We start from the raw sequence: 15,293 nt of genomic DNA, 5'->3' as shown, positions 1-15,293 counted from the left end.
GTGAGCCACTCACGCCAGGGAGAGGGGTTCGTCAGCGGGGGATCGGAGGACCCCGTCCGCTCTGCGACAACACCAGTTAGCCAGCCCCCCGCCCCCCTGGCAACGCCCCCACCTACTAGCCACGACCGCAGACCGGACCGCACCGACCGGCGGTAGCCGCGGCGCAGGGCGGGTGGAAGGGCTACTGTCCCGGGTCGTATGTGACGTGGGTCCTGTGGGCCGCCTCACCGGATACCGGCCCGAATGTCACCTTACGTGTCTGGTTGTACCCCTTTGTGGGGTGTGTCGCGGGCCACTCCCACCCCCGAATCGAAGGCCGAGACCCTGCCGCACGCGACTTTCCCAGACGCCGGCCGGCGCGGAGATTTTCGTCCGGTGATGTCGAGAACCCGTGACCGGCTCCGTCCCCACAATGAGAGCGACCGCACTGGGTCGCACCGGCGAGGAGAACCACCATGGCCAAGTACCTGCTGCTGAAGCACTACCGCGGCGCCCCGCCCGCCGTGAACGACGTCCCGATGGACCAGTGGACGCCCGAGGAGATCTCGGCCCACGTGCGGTACATGAACGACTTCGCGGCCCGCCTCGAGACGACCGGCGAGTTCGTCGACGGCCAGGCGCTCGCCCCGCAGGGGGCATGGGTGCGCTACGACGGCGAGGGGCGCCCGCCGGTCACCGACGGGCCGTTCGCCGAGACCAAGGACCTCATCGCCGGCTGGATGATCATCGACGTCGACAGCTACGAGCGGGCCGTCGAGCTCGCCGGCGAGCTGTCGGCCGCACCGGGCGCCGGCGGCAAGCCGATCCACGAGTGGCTGGAGCTGCGGCCGTTCCTGACCGCGCCGCCCACGATCACCGAGTGACGCCACCGATGGACGAGGGCCTCCTCCGGAGCCTCACACCGGGCGTGCTCGCCGTCCTCGTCCGCCGCGGAGCCGACTTCGCGGCGGCCGAGGACGCCGTCCAGGACGCCCTGGTGGAGGCGCTCCGGGTGTGGGAGGCCGAGGCCCCGCGGGACCCGCGGGGGTGGCTGGTGACCGTCGCCTGGCGCAAGTTCCTCGACGCCACGCGCGCCGACGCCGCCCGCCGCAGGCGTGAGCTGCGCGTACGCGAGGAGCCGGCCGCGGGGCCCGCTCCCGCGGCGGACGACACGCTGTGGCTCTACTTCCTGTGCGCGCACCCGTCGCTGACGCCGTCGTCCGCGGTCGCGCTCACCCTGCGTGCCGTCGGCGGGCTCACCACCCGCCAGATCGCCCGGGCCTACCTCGTGCCCGAGGCGACGATGGCGCAGCGCATCAGCCGGGCCAAGCGCTCCGTGTCGGGCGTGCAGCTCGACCGGCCCGGGGACGTCTCCACCGTGCTGCGGGTCCTGTACCTGGTCTTCAACGAGGGGTACTCGGGGGACGTCGACCTCGCCGCCGAGGCCATCCGGCTCACCCGGCAGCTCGCGGCCGTGGTCGACCACCCCGAGGTGGCGGGGCTGCTCGCCCTCATGCTGCTGCACCACGCCCGGCGTGCCGCCCGCACCGGGCCCGACGGCGGTCTGGTGCCGCTCGCCGAGCAGGACCGGGCACGGTGGGACACCGCGCTGATCGCCGAAGGCGTGGGGATCCTCCAGGCGGCCCTGGCGCGCGACCGTCTGGGCGAGTTCCAGGCACAGGCCGCCATCGCCGCCCTGCACGCCGACGCGCCCACCGCGCAGGAGACCGACTGGGTGCAGATCGTGGAGTGGTACGACGAGCTCGTGCGCCTGACCGGCAGCCCGGTGGTCCGGCTCAACCGGGCGGTGGCCGTCGGGGAGGCCGACGGGGCCCGCGCGGGCCTGGCGGCGCTCGCCGAGCTGGACGCCTCCCTGCCCCGCCACACCGCCGTGGCGGCGTACCTGCACGAGCGTGACGGTGATCCGGCGACGGCGGCCCGCCTGTACGCCGAGGCGGCCGGCAAGGCGCCCAACCTCGCCGAACGCGACCACCTCACGCGCCGGGCCGCCCGGCTCAACGCGCTCCGCGCACGGGGGACGAGCGAAAGTTGACTGAATTTTCAGTCAGTGCCAGAGTGGCGGGACGCCCTCCGAACGGAGACACCCGTGTTCTTCCCGTCCGCCCACCGCCGGACCGTCCTGCGCACCATCGCCGGGATCGGCGCCGCCGTCGCCGGCGCCTCCGCCTGCGCCCCGACCGTCAGCGGAGTCCGGAACGCCGGCAGCTCGGCCCCCACCGCGACCGCGGGCGGTCGGCGCCGCTTCGGCGCCGAGTGGGACGCCCACGCCCGCACGTTCATGTCCTGGCCCGCCCTGGCGTCGGTCTGGCAGGAGGACCTGCGCGACGTCCGCGAGGACATCGCGCGGGTCGCCCGGAACGTCGCGGAGTACGAGGCGGTCGTCATGATGGCCCGGCCGGAGCAGGCGGACGCCGCCCGGCGCGCCTGCGGCAACCAGGTCGAGGTGATCGGACTGGCCGTCGACGACCTCTGGGCCCGTGACACCGTCCCCGTCTTCGTCGAGGAGGGCGGCGAGGTCATCGGTGTCGACTTCGGCTTCAACGGCTGGGGCGGCAAGCAGGAGCACCGCAACGACGGCACGGTGGGCCGCAGGCTGCTCCCCCGGTACGAGGTCCCCTGCGTCCGGGCACCGCTCGTCGGCGAGGGCGGCTCCTTCGAGACGGACGGGGAAGGCACCCTCCTCGTCACCGAGAGCTCTTTGGTCAACGAGAACCGCAACCCGGACAAGAGCCGGGCCACGATCGAGGCCGAGCTCGAGCGGACCCTGGGCGTCCGGAAGGTGGTCTGGCTGGCCGGGGTACGCGGTGAGGACATCACCGACGCCCACGTGGACAGCCTCGTACGCTTCACCGGACCCGGCGTCGTCCTGCTCGACCGCGCCCACCCCGGCACCCCGCCGGACTCGTGGTCCCGCTCCGCCGACCAGGCGTACTCGGTGCTGTCCCGGGCCACCGACGCCCGCGGCCGGCGCTTCGAGATCGTCGATCTCCCGCAGCCCGACCCGAACCGGATCACCGGCGGGGGCGACGACTTCGTCTCGACGTACGCGAACTTCTACATCGCCAACGACGCGGTCTTCATGCCGAGGTTCGGCGACCGCAAGGCCGACGACCGGGCGCGCGGGATCCTGCGGGAGCACTTCCCCGGGCGGGACGTCGTACCCGTCCCGATCGACACCATCGCCGCGGGCGGCGGCGGGATCCACTGCGCCACCCACGACCAGCCCGGCGAGCCCGCGGCCTGACCGCCCGGCGGGCGTCGCCGCGAGGGCGCCTCACGGCGCGTACGGCCCGCCCGCCGCGAGCCGGCGTTCGAGGGGCGTGCGGTAGGCGGGGGTCACACGCCCGCCGGCCAGGAAGGCGGTCAGGCGTTCGATCTCGCGGTGGACGGCGGCACGGCCGGCGCTGCCCGGGTCGGTGAGCAGGTGGTGGACGACGTGTCCGTCGGCGCGCTGGGCCCAGGCGCCAATGACACGGCCGTCCCACCAGACGGTGGGGCCGATGTTGCCGTTCCGGTCGAACAGCGCCGCGGTGTGGGCGGGGTCGGTGTACCAGGTGCGGTGACGCCATCCCATGGAGGTGGGGTCCAGGCCCGGGAGCAGCGCCGCGCCCGGTTCGCAGGGCCCGTCGGGCGGGAGGTCCCCGGGCAGGACGTAGCCGGTGCCCTCGTCGAGGGCGACGGCCCGGGCGCCGGTGGCCGCGATGGCCTGCCGGGTGTGGGTGAGGTTCCAGCCGGTCCACCACTTGACGTCGTCGGCCGTGGCGGGGCCGAACGCGGCGAGGTAGTGCCGGGCGAGTTCGGCGCGCGCTTCGGCGGCGGGGACGGCGGGCAGCGGCTCGGCGTGCGCCCAGCGGAACTGGGCCGAGGTCCACGACCCGGCCGGGCGGCAGCGGCGGATGCGGCCTTCGGCGGCGAGGACCGCGAGGACGGTCGAGCCGGCGCGCTGGCGGGACTCGTACGGCTTGCCGGGGAAGGTGGTGAGCTGCTCGCGCAGGGCCGGGACGTCGGCGGCCAGCCGGGCCGCGGTCGCCTCGCCGCGGGCCGTGAGCGCGTCGAGCGTGTCCCGTTCCACGGCGGCGTAGTGCCGCTGGTCCCAGCCGAGGGCCTTCGACAGCCTGTCCAGGGCCTCCGCGCGGAGACGGTCGCCGTCCTGGGCGGTCGCGGAGCGTACGGCCGGGGCGAGGTCGGCGGGGACGGCGAACATGGTGCGGCGCATGCACCGGATGCGTTCCAGGGCGGGCGCGCCGGTGGGGCGGTGGTAGAGGGCGTGCTCGACGGCGTCGACGGTGGGTGCGTGCATGCGGGCGGCCGCGGCGAGGTAGACGGTCGCGGGGTCGGTGGCGTGCAGGCCGACGAGGGCCCGGGCGACGTCGTGCGCGGTGTGCGCGCGGGCGGCGGGGTCGAGCAGGTGCCGCCGTACGAGGCGGGCGCGGCGCTGCTCGGCGGTGATGCGGGGCAGTGCGGTCACGTCAGCGCACGACCTTGATGCCGACGTGGCCGCCGGACCGCCGGCCCGGGCGGAAGCCGAAGCCGAAGCCGAAGCCGAAGCCGGTGGGCCACCGGCCGTAGGGGGCGTTGCCCATCGTGTCCGGTTCGGTGCGGGCCGGGGCGGCCCTGGGGTCGCGGGTGCCGGCGAACACCTCGTGGCCGGGCTCGGTGAGCTCGGCCGTGTGGGGGCGGGCGCCGCCGCCCGTGCCGGGGATCGCGATCTTCATGGTGGTTCCTCCCTTTCCAGCGGGTTCGGGTGGTTCCACGCTAGGACCGTTTCAGGACAGGACGTGTCCTCTGAACCGTGGGGGTGCTCGCCGGGCCGGGTGAGGGCGGGTGGGCGGCCCGCTCGGGTTCGCCAGAGCGCTGTGCCCTCGTTACACGGATATTCTGTGAATTGTGATCGAGTCTGGACGACCGCGGTTCCGTCGGCGCCCCGGCCCGGGAAGACTAGTGCGGCTGTCGCCGGTCATCCTGACCGTCGTCATCGCCAGCCTGGCATACACCACTCCGCCGGAGATGGCGTTCAGCCGTCTCCTGCCCGCGGCGCCGGCCCTCGCCGCCGCCATGTGGCCGGTCCTCCCCACGGTCCTGCTCGGCACGGTCTGCCTGCTCCTGATGATCGGCCTCAGCCTCGTCTTCCCCGACCTGGGGACGTGGTGGACGGCCGCGGGGATCATCGCGGTCACCGTGGCCGCCGCGTACGGGAGCCACGTCCGGCTCCAGCGGGAACGCACCCTCTTCCAGGTACGGCTCGTCGCCGACGCCGCGCAGCAGGTGGTGCTGAGCCCCATGCCGCGCCGCTACGGGGACGTCGAGATCGAGTCGCTGTACCTGGCGGCCGCGGCGGAGGCCCGGATCGGCGGGGACTTCTACGAGGTGGTCGACACGCCGTACGGGGTCAGGCTGCTCATCGGCGACGTGCGCGGGAAGGGCCTGCCGGCGGTGGGCGCGGCAGCGGCGATCGTCAACGCCTTCCGGGAGGCGGCCTACGACGAGGCGGACCTCGTCGACGTGGCCCGCAGGCTGGACGCGAGCAGCACCCGCTACAACGCGGCCTTCCCTCCCGACGGGCCGACGGAACGTTTCGCCACCGCCCTCCTCGTCGAGATCCCGCACGGGGGCCGGCGCATCGGCATCCTCAACTGCGGTCATCCGCCGCCGCTGGTGCTGAACCGCGGACAGCTCCGCTCCCTCGAGACCGCCACGCCCTCGCCCCTGCTCAGCCTCGCGGAGCTGATCGGCGACCACTACAACGTCGACACCTTCGACTTCGCCCCCGGTGACGTGCTGCTCCTCTACACCGACGGGATCGCCGAGGCCCGGGCCCGCGACGGCGAGTTCTTCCCGCTGGCGTCCTGGATGCGGCGGCAGCCCCCGACACCCCCGCGCGAACTGCTCACGGCCCTCCACCGCGACCTGCTCCGCTACAGCCGGGGGCGCCTCGACGACGACATCGCCGCCCTGGCCGTACGCCTGCGCGGGCCCTGAGCATCCGGCCCCGGCCCGGGCCCGCACCACCGGCACGACCACCGGCGGGTGTTAGCTTGCTCCCCGTGACGGACCACCAGGAGGAGACCGCAGCGGCCTACGACGCGGTCGTCGAGCTGTACGCGTCGATGTTCGCCGGCCGGCTGGAGACGCAGCCGTTCGCCCGGGCCATGGTCGGCACCTTCGCCGAGCTGGTGCGCGGTACGGGCAACCCGCGGGCGGCCGACGTGGGGTGCGGGCCCGGGCACCTGACGGCCATGCTGCACGAGCTGGGACTGGACGCCTTCGGGGTCGACCTCTCCCCCGGCATGGTCAGGCACGCCCGGCGGGCCCACCCCGCGTTGCGCTTCGAGGAGGCGCGGATGGAGGCCCTGCCGGTCGGGGACCGCGCGCTCGGCGGCGTACTGGCCCACTACTCGACGATCCACACCCCGCCCGGGGAACTGCCCTCGCTCCTCGCCGAGCTGGTACGCGTTCTCGCCCCCGGCGGTCTGCTGCTGGTCTCGTTCTTCGCGACCGAGGGGCCCGGACCGGTCCGCTTCGACCACAAGGTGGCGCCCGCCCACAGCTGGCCGGTGGACGACTTCGCCGAGTTGCTGGCCGGGGCCGGTCTCGACACGTTCGCCCGGCTGATCCACGACCCGGCGTCCGAGCGGGGCTTCCTCGACGCCCACTTGCTGGCCCGCCTCCCCCACCCCTGAGGCCGGGCCGCCCGCATGCGCCCGCCCGGACCAGCCGGTAGCGTCGGATACAGGCGTACGTTCCGATCAGCACGCCGCGGCAGGGCCCGGCGGGAGCCGTCGATCCGGCAGAGGAACGGGATCCCATGGCAGAACACGGCCTCCGGAACGGGGCGGCGGCTGCCGGGGCCGCCCTGGCCGTCCTGACAGCACTCGGCCCGGCCCCGGCGGGCGCCGCACCACCCCACACGGCCACGGCAACGGCCACCGGGCCGGGCACGGCCGCCGCCTCGCGTTTCGTACCGGGCCCCTGCCCCGCGCCGCCCGAACCCATCGAGGCGCTGGCCACCGCACGGTGCGGTGTCCTGGAGGTGCCCGAGAACCGTGCCCGTCCCGGGAGCCGGACCATCCGGCTGGCGGTGGCGGTCATCCCGGCGGCCTCGGCGGAACCGGCCCGGGACCCCGTGGTGTTCATGTCGGGCGGACCCGGCGGCGAGACTCTCGACGACATCCCGTTCCTGGTCGACTCCGGCCTGAACCGGGACCGCGACCTGATCGTCATGGCCCAGCGCGGCAACCTCTACGACCAGCCCAACCTCGCCTGCCCCGAGCTGGACCGCTTCCACGCCACGTCCGTCGGGCTCCCCTCGTACGCGCCGGACACGCGGCGGCGGATGCTCGACGCGGCGAAGCAGTGCCGGGACCGCCTGACCGCCGCCGGGACGACCGACCTGAGCGCCTACAACAGCACCGAGAACGCCGCCGACTTCGCCGACCTGCGCACGGCACTCGGCATCGGGCAGTGGAACGTCTACGGCCACTCCTACGGCAGCAACCTGGCCCTGACCTACCTGCGCCTGCACCCCGAGGGCATACGCTCCGTGGCGCTCGACTCGATCGCCCCCGCGCCCTCGGTGTCCCTGCCGTTCGCCTGGGCCAGCGCACGCGAGGGGCTCGACCACCTCTTCGAGGCCTGCGCGGCCGAACCCGCCTGCAGGAACCGCTACCCCGACCTCCCCCGCACCCTCGACGAGCAGGTGCGCCGGCTGGAGGCGAAGCCGCTGACACTCGACGTCGAGCCGCCGCAGGGCGGGAAGCCGGTGAAGGTCGTCCTCGACGGCGGCGCACTGGTGAACCTGCTGGTGGCGAAGGCGATCCCGTTCGCCGACGTCCCCGCGGCCCTCGACGAACTCGCCCGCGGGCGTCCCGAACGTCTCGCCCGCGCCCGCGCCGCCGGCTCGGTCCAGGTCACCGGCCAGACCGCCCACGGCCTGACCAACTCGGTGGTGTGCAGCGAATGGGTCCCGGACCACTCGCCGGCGGACGTGCTGGCGGCCGGCCGCGAGGCGTTCCCCCGGTGGCCCGAGCCCGTCCAGGCCCAGGCGCCCCAACTGGCCTTCCAGAACCAGGTGTGCCGCGTCTGGAACGTCCCCGACCGCACCGCCGTCCAGCGGGTGCCCGCCGTCAGCTCGGTGCCGGTGCTCTTCCTCAACGGGACGTTCGACATGAAGACCGGGACGAGCTGGGCGCAGCAGACCGCCCGTACGCTGTCCCGCTCGACCACCGTGCGCATCCCCGGCATCGGGCACTGGGTGGTCCCGCAGTCGCCGTGCGCCCAGAAGGTGCTGGCGTCCTTCCTGACCCGCCCGACCGCACCCGACACCGGCTGCGTCGCCGGGCTGCGGTGGGAACCGTTCACGATCATCCCGAAGTGACCGGGAGGACAGATGGCACGGTCACACGTACGACGGTCGCGCACCACCGGCCCGGCCGTGGCGACGGCCGGGTTGCTCCTCACCGGCCTGCTGGCGGCGCCCGCGGCCGCCCGTGAGGAGACGCCCGGAGGTGCGCCCGGCACGGTCGCCCGCACGGTGGGCGACGCCCGGTTCGAACCGGGCCCCTGCCCGAAGACGGCGGATCCCGTCCCCGAGCTCGAGGGCGCCCGCTGCGGCACCCTGACCGTTCCGGAGAACCGCACGAAGCCGGGCAGCCGGAACATCACCCTGGCTGTCGCGATCGTGCCGGCGGCGAACGGCGATCCGAAACCCGACCCGATCGTGTGGCTCGCCGGCGGGCCCGGTGACGACGCCGTCGGCGAGGCGAAGATGGCCGTCACCGGCGGCCTGAACCGCGACCGCGACGTCATCTTCATGTCGCAGCGCGGCACCTACTCGGCCGACCCGGCCCTCACCTGCCGCAACATCGACGAGTTCAACGCACGGGCGACCGGGCTCGTCTACGGCGCGCCGGCCACCGAGCGCCAGCACGTGGCGGCCACGAAGGCCTGCCGCGACAAGCTGGCGGCGACCGGGGCCGACCTCGCCGCGTACGACGACATCGAGAGCGCCGCCGACCTCGCGGCCCTGCGCACCACGCTGGGCCTCGACCAGTGGAACGTGTTCGGCATCTCCTACGGCACGCAGCTGGCCCTCGTCTACATGCGCCTGCACCCGGAGGGCATCCGGTCCGTGGGCATCGACGGCGTCCTGCCGCCGTCCACCGGAGGCTCGGCGGTGACCTGGCGGGCCGCCAAGCAGGGCTTCGACGGCGTGTTCAAGGCCTGCGCGGAGCAGCCCGCCTGCAACCGCCGCTACCCGAACCTGGCGGCCACGTTCGAACGCCTCGTCCGTGACCTCGAAGCCAAGCCGGTCACCACCACCGTCACCCTCCCCGGCAGCGACAAGCAGGTGAAGGTCGTCCTGGACGGCGGAGCCCTGGTGAACTGGCTGACGGCCGCCACGCACGTGGCGCCCCAGGTACCGGCCGCCCTAGACGAGCTGGCCCGCGGTGAACCCCGGCGGATCGCCCAGCAGTGGGCGAGCGGCAAGTACAGCCCGCAGGCCATCGGCCGGCTGTCCCACGGGCTGGTCTACGGCGTCTTCTGCGGCGAGTGGACGCCGTACGAGACCGAGGCCGAAGCGCTGCGCGCCGGTCAGCAGGCCTACCCCTCGTTCCCCCGCTCCGTACAGGAGCAGGCACCCGGGCTGACCTTCCTCCGTCCGGACTGCGACGTGTGGGACGTCCCCGCGGCGCCGCGCTCGATCCGGGACGTCACGCGCAGCGACATCCCCACGCTCGTCCTCTCGGGCGGGTTCGACGCCCAGACCGCGGCGGCCAACGGCCCGTACGTGGCCCGCACCCTGCCGCGGTCGACCGTCGTCACGGTTCCCTACGAGCCCCACGTGGTGTTCGCCACGTCGAAGTGCGCCCAGGCGATCACGCTGTCGTTCTTCGACACCCCCACGGACCCGGACACCGGTTGTCTGAAGGACCTGAAGCCCCCGGAGTTCGAGATCGTTCCGTAGCGGAAGGAGGCGGTGGCCATGCGCCGGACGGCGACCTGGTGTGCCGCGGCGGGTGTCGCCGCCGCGGCGGTACTGGCCGGGGTGGCGGGCCCGGGGGCGCACGCGGCCGGCGGTGACCGTGAGGAGCGCAGTGCGGAGGTCATGCGTGAACTGGTGCCCTCCGCCGGTGGCCCGGGGTGCGCCGCGGCCGTCGGCAGGCGCGGTGACGTGGTGTGGGAGGCGGGGAGGGGGAAGGCCGACCTGGCGACCGGGCGGGCCATCACACCGGCGACGGTCTTCGACATCGCCTCCAACTCCAAGCAGTTCACGGCGGACGCCGTCCTCCTGCTGGCCGGACGGAACGCCCTCTCGCTCGACGACCCGCTGTCCCGCTTCCTCGACGACCCGCCCGACTGGGCCCGGAACGTCACGCTGGCCGACCTGATGCACCACACCAGCGGCATCACCGACTACCAGGACCTGCTGGAGGAGAAGGGCGTCGAGGTGACCGACCCGGCCGGGCAGCAGGACGCGATCACGGCCGTCCTCGCCGCACGGCCGGAGGATCCGCCCGGCCGGAAGTTCTCCTACTCCAACTCCAACTACGTCCTGCTGGCCCATGTCGTCGAACGGGTCACCGGCCAGCCGTTCGCCGCCTTCGTCCGGCGGGAGTTCTTCACCCCCCTGGGCCTGCGCATGGCCTTGTCCCCGGCGACGGACGTACCCGGCAAGGCCAAGTCGTACGACGCACGGGACGGTTCGTTCGTCCCGAACTCCTCCCCCTGGAAGCAGTACGGGGACGGAGCCGTGCAGACGACCGCCGGCGAACTCGTGCGCTGGGCCGACAACTACCGCACGGGCCGGGTCGGCGGGCCGGAACTGCTCGCCGGGGTGACGGCGGGGGCGGTGAGCGTGGGCGACGTCCTGCGCGGGCGCGGCATCGCGGAGGGCCGGTACGGGGCCGGGGTCCTGGTCCTGCCCGACGGGGGCCTGGTGCACCGCGGGGACTGGGAGGGGTTCCACAGCACCTTCAAGGTCAGTCCGGACCGCGGCACCGCCGTCGCCGTCGTGTGCAACGCGGACTCGCCCGACAACTTCCGCGCGGCGAACCGCCTGCTGGACATCTGGAGCAAATGACGCGGCCACCGCGCCGGTCCGGCATCTGCGCGGCTCGGGGGTGCGTCAGCCGGCCGGGTGGGGGGCAGGAGCGGCTCATGATTCTCGCGCTCCTCACCCTGCTGCCCCTCGGTCTGGTCATGGTCCTGACGGCCGTCTCCGACTCCCGCGACCCGCGCTGACCTCCCGGCACCGGCTCCGCGACACGCCCGGTGCGGGGTAACGCCGTGTCCGCCGACCGGGCCCCGGGCGGGCGCGCCGCGGAACGGGTGCGCCCGCCGGGCTGCTAGGCAGGCGGTACCGGCAGGCCTGACCGGCCGGTCCGCCGCACACCGGGAGACATCCGTGCCCAGCCGCGCCTCCGTACGCCGTTTCCGCTCCGGACTGCCCGTCGCCGTCCTCGCCGTCGCCGCGCTCGGCGCACTGCTCACGCCGGGTGCGCGGGCAGCCGGCACGGACCCCGTCGGCGGACCGGCGCGGCAGGACGAGCGCCTCCAGCGGCAGCTCGACCGGCTCGTCGCCCAGCAGGACGGACCGCCCGGGGTGATCGCCGTGCTGACCCGCGGCGACCGTACGCGGGTGTACACCGCGGGAGTCGGGGACACCGCCACCGGCCGCCGGCCGCACATCGACGACCACATGCGCATCGCCAGCATCGCGAAGGCGTTCAGCGGAGCCGTCGCGCTCCGGCTCGTCGACGAGGGGCTGCTCTCCCTCGACGACACCATCGGTGAACTCCTGCCCGCGCAGCCGGCCGCCTGGCACGCGGTGACCCTGCGTCAACTCCTCCAGCACACCAGTGGTCTGCCGGACTTCTCGACGGCTCCGGAGTTCGTGAGCATCCTCCAGGCCGATCCGCGGCACGTCTTCGACCCGCGCTCGCTGCTCGGGTTCGTCGCGGAGGAGCCGCTGCTGTTCCGCCCGGGCAGCCTGTACGAGTACTCCAACTCCGACAACATCGCGGTCGCCCTCATGGCCGAGGCGGTCACCGGCCGCCGCTACGAGGACCTCCTCAAGGAGCTGGTGTACCGCCCGCTGGGGCTGCGGCGGACCAGCCTGCCCCTGGGCCACCGCCTCCCGCGCCCGTTCCTGCACGGTTACGAGGTCGCCCCGCCGGCCGAGCCGGTGGACGTCAGCGAGGCGATCGGCGCCTCGGGGGTGTGGGCTTCCGGGGGCGTCGTCTCCACCCCCGGGGAACTGGGCGCGTTCATCCGGGCGTACGGCGGACCGGGACTGCTGTCACCCCGGACCCGCCAGGAGCAGCTGACCTTCCGGCCCGGCGACTCCTCGGAGCCGGCGGGGCCCGGCACCAACGCGGCCGGGCTCGCCGTCTTCCGGTACACCACGCGCTGCGGCGTGCTGCACGGCCACACCGGCAACTTCCCCGGGTACACGCAGCTCGCCGCCACGACCCCGGACGGCACCCGGTCCCTCACGTTCTCCGTCAACACGCAGACCAGCAAGGGCAACAAGCCCGCCCTGCTCGCCCGGCTCCGCACCGTCCAGGAGGACTTCGCGTGCGCCCTGCTCAAGGACCGTGACCGGTAGTCCGGTCACCGGGCGTGGTGCTGGATCCCCCGCTGCTGGGGGAGGCCGGCGGGCCGGTCGGCGGCCGGACGGCGGGCGCGGGTCCGCCGGCGCCGGCGGCGGCCCGGGAAGGGGTTGCGGCGCACGGGCGCGCTGGGGGCCGCGACCAGGAGGCCCACGAGGGCGAAGACCGCGACGAGGATGAGCACGGTAACGAGGTTCATGTTCCTGCCTTCCCTCGGCTACTGACTACCTGTCACCACGTCTTGTTACCGGGACGGGGGAAGATAAACACAGAGGGTCACCATGCGTCAGCGGAGACCGGGGCCGCTGAGGGCGGGCGTCCAGGCGCCGGCCCTGACCGCGTACACCGTCAGTCGCCGGTTGACCGTGTCGCCGTACGCGTCGAAGGCCACCCGGCCGGTGACTCCGTCGAACGCGACCCCCGCGACGGCCTTCGGCATCTTCGCCCGGGCGTCCGCGGGCAGGGTGCCGCCGTGGGCCTTCGCCACCGTCCCGACCGCCTCGATGACCGCCCAGGCCGCGTCGTACGCGTAGGGGCCGTACCAGCCGGCCTCCTCCGGGTACCCCGCCTCCCGGTACTGCGCGAGGAACGCCGCTCCGCGGGGCGTGTCCTGGGCGGGGACGCCGATCTGGGTGGCGAGGTCGCCCTCGGGCTTCGGGTCGGGCGTGAGGTACTGCTGGTCGAAGATGCCGTCGCCGCCCATCAGGGGGACGTTCACGCCGGCCTGCTTGAGCTGCCGGGAGAGCGGCCCGGCGGTGGTGTGGTAGCCGCCGAAGTAGACGGCGTCGGCGCCGGAGGCCCGGACCTTGGCGGCGAGGCCGGAGAAGTCGTCCTGCGCCGGGTCGACCTGGTCGGTGCCGACGACGGTCCCGCCGAGCCGGGTGAACTCGGCCCGGAACCCCGAGGTGAGGCCGGTGCCGTAGCTGCTCCTGTCGTCGACGACGTGGACCTTCGTCCTGCGGGCCTCGCCGTGGAGGTGCCGGGCGGCGGACGGCCCCTGGTCGACGTCGTGGGCGACGGTGCGGAAGTACGTCCGGTGGGGACGGGACTTGCTGCCGGCGGCCCAGTCGGGGCCCAGCGTGAGGGCGGGGTCGGTGTTGGCGGGTGAGACGTTGACCAGGTCGGCCCGGGCGAGCGGTTCCGCCATGGTCCGGGCGACGCCTGAGTTCAGCGGGCCGACGACGGCCAGGACCCGGCTGTCGGCCGCGAAGACGGCGGCGTTGGGGCCGCCCTTGGCGGGGTCGGCCCCGTCGTCGAGGGCCTTGATCTCGAACTTGACCCCCGGCACGTGCCGGGTCCGGTTGGCGGTCCTGACCGCCAGGTCGGCGGAGTTCCTGATGCCGGTGCCCATGGAGGCCAGGTCGCCGCTCAGCGGAGCTTCCACCCCGATGACCACGGTGACGGCGGAGGCCGCCGAGCCGCCGCCGGACGCGTCGGCGCCGGGCCGGTCGTCACCGTTGAGGGTCCAGGCCAGCAGGGAGCCGGCGGTGAGCGTGGCCAGGGCCGTGGCGAGCACGGCGGACCTCCGGGTGAGGGCGCGCCGCGGGGCGGTGCCGGCGTCGCCGCGTCCTTCGTCACCGGTCCGTTCGAGGGAGAGGAGCTGTTCGGTCGGCGGTACCTGCCGGTGCGGGGGTTCCGTCACCCGCTCGGTCGGGGTGGGGGCCTGCTCCGTCGGCATCTCCGGCCCGGCGGGGGCCTCCGCCCCCGGCTGCGGCTGTGGGTCCGGTCGGGGATCCGGCTGCGGTTCCGGTTCCGGTTCGTGCCGGGCGGTGCCGCCGTCGCGTGCGCCGGCGGACCGCAGCGCCGACGCGAGGAGTTCCGCGGCTTCCTCGGCGCCGGCCCGGCGTTCCGGGTCCTTGGTGAGGAGCGCCTCCAGCAGCGGTGCCAGCGGGCCGGCGTGGACGGGCGGGCGGTGGGGGCGGGTGAAGACGGCCACGGCCAGGGCGTGCAGCCCGTCGGCGTCGAACGGGGGGCGCCCCTCGACGGCGTGGTACAGGGTGGCGCCCAGCGCCCACAGGTCGTTGGCCGGGGTCGGGCGCTTGCCCTCCAGCTGCTCCGGCGGCATGTACTGCGGGGTGCCGATGACCATCCCGCTGTTGCTGAGCTTGGTGGTGGCGTCGGCGAGGTGGGCGATGCCGAAGTCGGTGAGGACGACACGGTCCTTGGTCAGGAGCACGTTGTCCGGTTTGACGTCGCGGTGGACGATCCGCGCCCGGTGGGCCTCGCTGAGCGCGTCGAGGACGGCGGAGCCGATCTCCGCCACCCGCCGGACGGGCAGCCGGCCCTGCCGGCGGATGGCCGCGGCGAGGGACTCGCCCCGGATGAACTCCATGACGATGACCGGGGCGCCGCGGTGCTCCACGACGTCGTGGATGGTGATGATCCCGGGGTGGCTGAGAGTGACCGCCGCGCGGGCCTCGCCGGTGAAGCGCCCGAGCAGGGAGGCACGGTCGCCGTCCTCCATCCCCGGCGGGAAGAGGATCTCCTTGATGGCGACCTCGCGCCCGAAGAGCTGCTGGTCGACGCCCCGCCAGACCCGGCCCATGCCGCCCTGGCCGATGCGTTCGACCAGCTGGTAACGGCCGGCGATGAGTTCGGGTTGCTGCTGGGTCACGCGCACACTCTAGGACCTGGTGGGCCGACCGGGTGACGCGGCGGTGGCTCGAATCCCACCCCTTGGTA

14 protein-coding genes are annotated in these 15,293 nt (G+C 74.2%); 10 read left to right on the top strand and 4 right to left on the bottom strand.

The annotated features are described in order from the left end of the window. The first annotated feature begins 455 nt into the window (after positions 1-455). The 3 genes from ACFY61_RS15890 to ACFY61_RS15880 are packed head-to-tail and all read left to right on the top strand — an operon-like array spanning position 456 to position 3,244. Entirely contained in the window at positions 456-863 is a 408-nt protein-coding gene (locus ACFY61_RS15890) for a YciI family protein (protein ID WP_389472056.1), read from the top strand. A gap of 8 nt (positions 864-871) precedes the next feature. Continuing rightward, the gene (locus tag ACFY61_RS15885; protein ID WP_389472092.1) at positions 872-2,032 is read left to right on the top strand and encodes an RNA polymerase sigma factor; all 1,161 of its coding nucleotides are present in this window, start codon (positions 872-874) and stop codon (positions 2,030-2,032) included. A gap of 54 nt (positions 2,033-2,086) precedes the next feature. Beyond that, complete coding sequence (locus tag ACFY61_RS15880; protein WP_389472053.1) at positions 2,087-3,244, top strand: agmatine deiminase family protein; 1,158 nt, start codon at positions 2,087-2,089, stop codon at positions 3,242-3,244. A gap of 30 nt (positions 3,245-3,274) precedes the next feature. Here ACFY61_RS15880 and ACFY61_RS15875 read toward each other — a convergent pair whose 3' ends face one another. Together ACFY61_RS15875 and ACFY61_RS15870 are read right to left on the bottom strand one after the other, a co-directional pair. Further along, positions 3,275-4,468 carry a winged helix DNA-binding domain-containing protein gene (locus ACFY61_RS15875; protein ID WP_389472052.1) on the bottom strand — a complete coding sequence of 398 codons (1,194 nt, stop codon included), beginning with the start codon at positions 4,466-4,468 and terminating at the stop codon, positions 3,275-3,277. 1 nt (position 4,469) lies between these two features. After that, positions 4,470-4,715 carry a hypothetical protein gene (locus tag ACFY61_RS15870; protein WP_389472049.1) on the bottom strand — a complete coding sequence of 82 codons (246 nt, stop codon included), beginning with the start codon at positions 4,713-4,715 and terminating at the stop codon, positions 4,470-4,472. Between the two features lie 226 nt (positions 4,716-4,941). On the opposite strand from ACFY61_RS15870, the gene ACFY61_RS15865 reads away from it, so the two are divergent. The 7 genes from ACFY61_RS15865 to ACFY61_RS15835 all read left to right on the top strand — a co-directional run bounded on the left by ACFY61_RS15865 (position 4,942) and on the right by ACFY61_RS15835 (position 12,607). Beyond that, a complete protein-coding gene (locus tag ACFY61_RS15865; protein ID WP_389472047.1) occupies positions 4,942-5,979 on the top strand; it encodes a PP2C family protein-serine/threonine phosphatase in 1,038 nt (345 codons plus the stop codon). 65 nt (positions 5,980-6,044) lie between these two features. After that, positions 6,045-6,680: a class I SAM-dependent methyltransferase gene (locus ACFY61_RS15860; protein WP_389472046.1), complete on the top strand. Its 636-nt coding sequence runs from the start codon at positions 6,045-6,047 to the stop codon at positions 6,678-6,680. A 125-nt stretch (positions 6,681-6,805) separates the two neighbouring features. Further along, positions 6,806-8,374 (top strand): alpha/beta fold hydrolase, encoded by a 1,569-nt coding sequence (locus tag ACFY61_RS15855; protein WP_389472044.1) that lies wholly within the window; start codon positions 6,806-6,808, stop codon positions 8,372-8,374. A gap of 12 nt (positions 8,375-8,386) precedes the next feature. Beyond that, positions 8,387-9,964, top strand: a complete 1,578-nt coding sequence (locus tag ACFY61_RS15850; RefSeq protein WP_389472041.1) for an alpha/beta fold hydrolase — start codon at positions 8,387-8,389, stop codon at positions 9,962-9,964. An 18-nt stretch (positions 9,965-9,982) separates the two neighbouring features. Continuing rightward, positions 9,983-11,080 carry a serine hydrolase domain-containing protein gene (locus ACFY61_RS15845; protein WP_389472038.1) on the top strand — a complete coding sequence of 366 codons (1,098 nt, stop codon included), beginning with the start codon at positions 9,983-9,985 and terminating at the stop codon, positions 11,078-11,080. After that, entirely contained in the window at positions 11,077-11,241 is a 165-nt protein-coding gene (locus ACFY61_RS15840) for a hypothetical protein (protein WP_389472036.1), read from the top strand. The genes ACFY61_RS15845 and ACFY61_RS15840 overlap by 4 nt, the downstream gene beginning before the upstream one ends. Positions 11,242-11,404: 163 nt before the next feature. Continuing rightward, the gene (locus ACFY61_RS15835; RefSeq protein ID WP_389472034.1) at positions 11,405-12,607 is read left to right on the top strand and encodes a serine hydrolase domain-containing protein; all 1,203 of its coding nucleotides are present in this window, start codon (positions 11,405-11,407) and stop codon (positions 12,605-12,607) included. A 5-nt stretch (positions 12,608-12,612) separates the two neighbouring features. Here the strand turns inward: ACFY61_RS15835 and ACFY61_RS15830 are convergent, their stop codons facing one another. Both ACFY61_RS15830 and ACFY61_RS15825 read right to left on the bottom strand, forming a co-directional pair. Continuing rightward, positions 12,613-12,810 (bottom strand): hypothetical protein, encoded by a 198-nt coding sequence (locus ACFY61_RS15830; protein ID WP_389472031.1) that lies wholly within the window; start codon positions 12,808-12,810, stop codon positions 12,613-12,615. 87 nt (positions 12,811-12,897) lie between these two features. Beyond that, positions 12,898-15,225 (bottom strand): bifunctional serine/threonine-protein kinase/ABC transporter substrate-binding protein, encoded by a 2,328-nt coding sequence (locus ACFY61_RS15825; protein ID WP_389472028.1) that lies wholly within the window; start codon positions 15,223-15,225, stop codon positions 12,898-12,900. Positions 15,226-15,293: the final 68 nt, after the last annotated feature.

Source organism: Streptomyces sp. NPDC012888 (assembly GCF_042900645.1).
GTDB lineage: Bacteria > Actinomycetota > Actinomycetes > Streptomycetales > Streptomycetaceae > Streptomyces.
Note: the sequence above shows the minus strand (reverse complement) of the source record. Positions and strands in the feature narration are given on the sequence as shown.

Excerpts from the sequence above, each read along its gene's own strand:
- ACFY61_RS15890 (WP_389472056.1), top strand. The coding sequence starts at position 456 with ATGGCCAAGTACCTGCTGCTGAAGCACTACCGCGGCGCCCCGCCCGCC.
- ACFY61_RS15830 (WP_389472031.1), bottom strand. The coding sequence starts at position 12,810 with ATGAACCTCGTTACCGTGCTCATCCTCGTCGCGGTCTTCGCCCTCGTG.
- ACFY61_RS15855 (WP_389472044.1), top strand. The coding sequence starts at position 6,806 with ATGGCAGAACACGGCCTCCGGAACGGGGCGGCGGCTGCCGGGGCCGCC.
- ACFY61_RS15870 (WP_389472049.1), bottom strand. The coding sequence starts at position 4,715 with ATGAAGATCGCGATCCCCGGCACGGGCGGCGGCGCCCGCCCCCACACG.
- ACFY61_RS15840 (WP_389472036.1), top strand. The coding sequence starts at position 11,077 with ATGACGCGGCCACCGCGCCGGTCCGGCATCTGCGCGGCTCGGGGGTGC.
- ACFY61_RS15885 (WP_389472092.1), top strand. The coding sequence starts at position 872 with ATGGACGAGGGCCTCCTCCGGAGCCTCACACCGGGCGTGCTCGCCGTC.
- ACFY61_RS15850 (WP_389472041.1), top strand. The coding sequence starts at position 8,387 with ATGGCACGGTCACACGTACGACGGTCGCGCACCACCGGCCCGGCCGTG.
- ACFY61_RS15845 (WP_389472038.1), top strand. The coding sequence starts at position 9,983 with ATGCGCCGGACGGCGACCTGGTGTGCCGCGGCGGGTGTCGCCGCCGCG.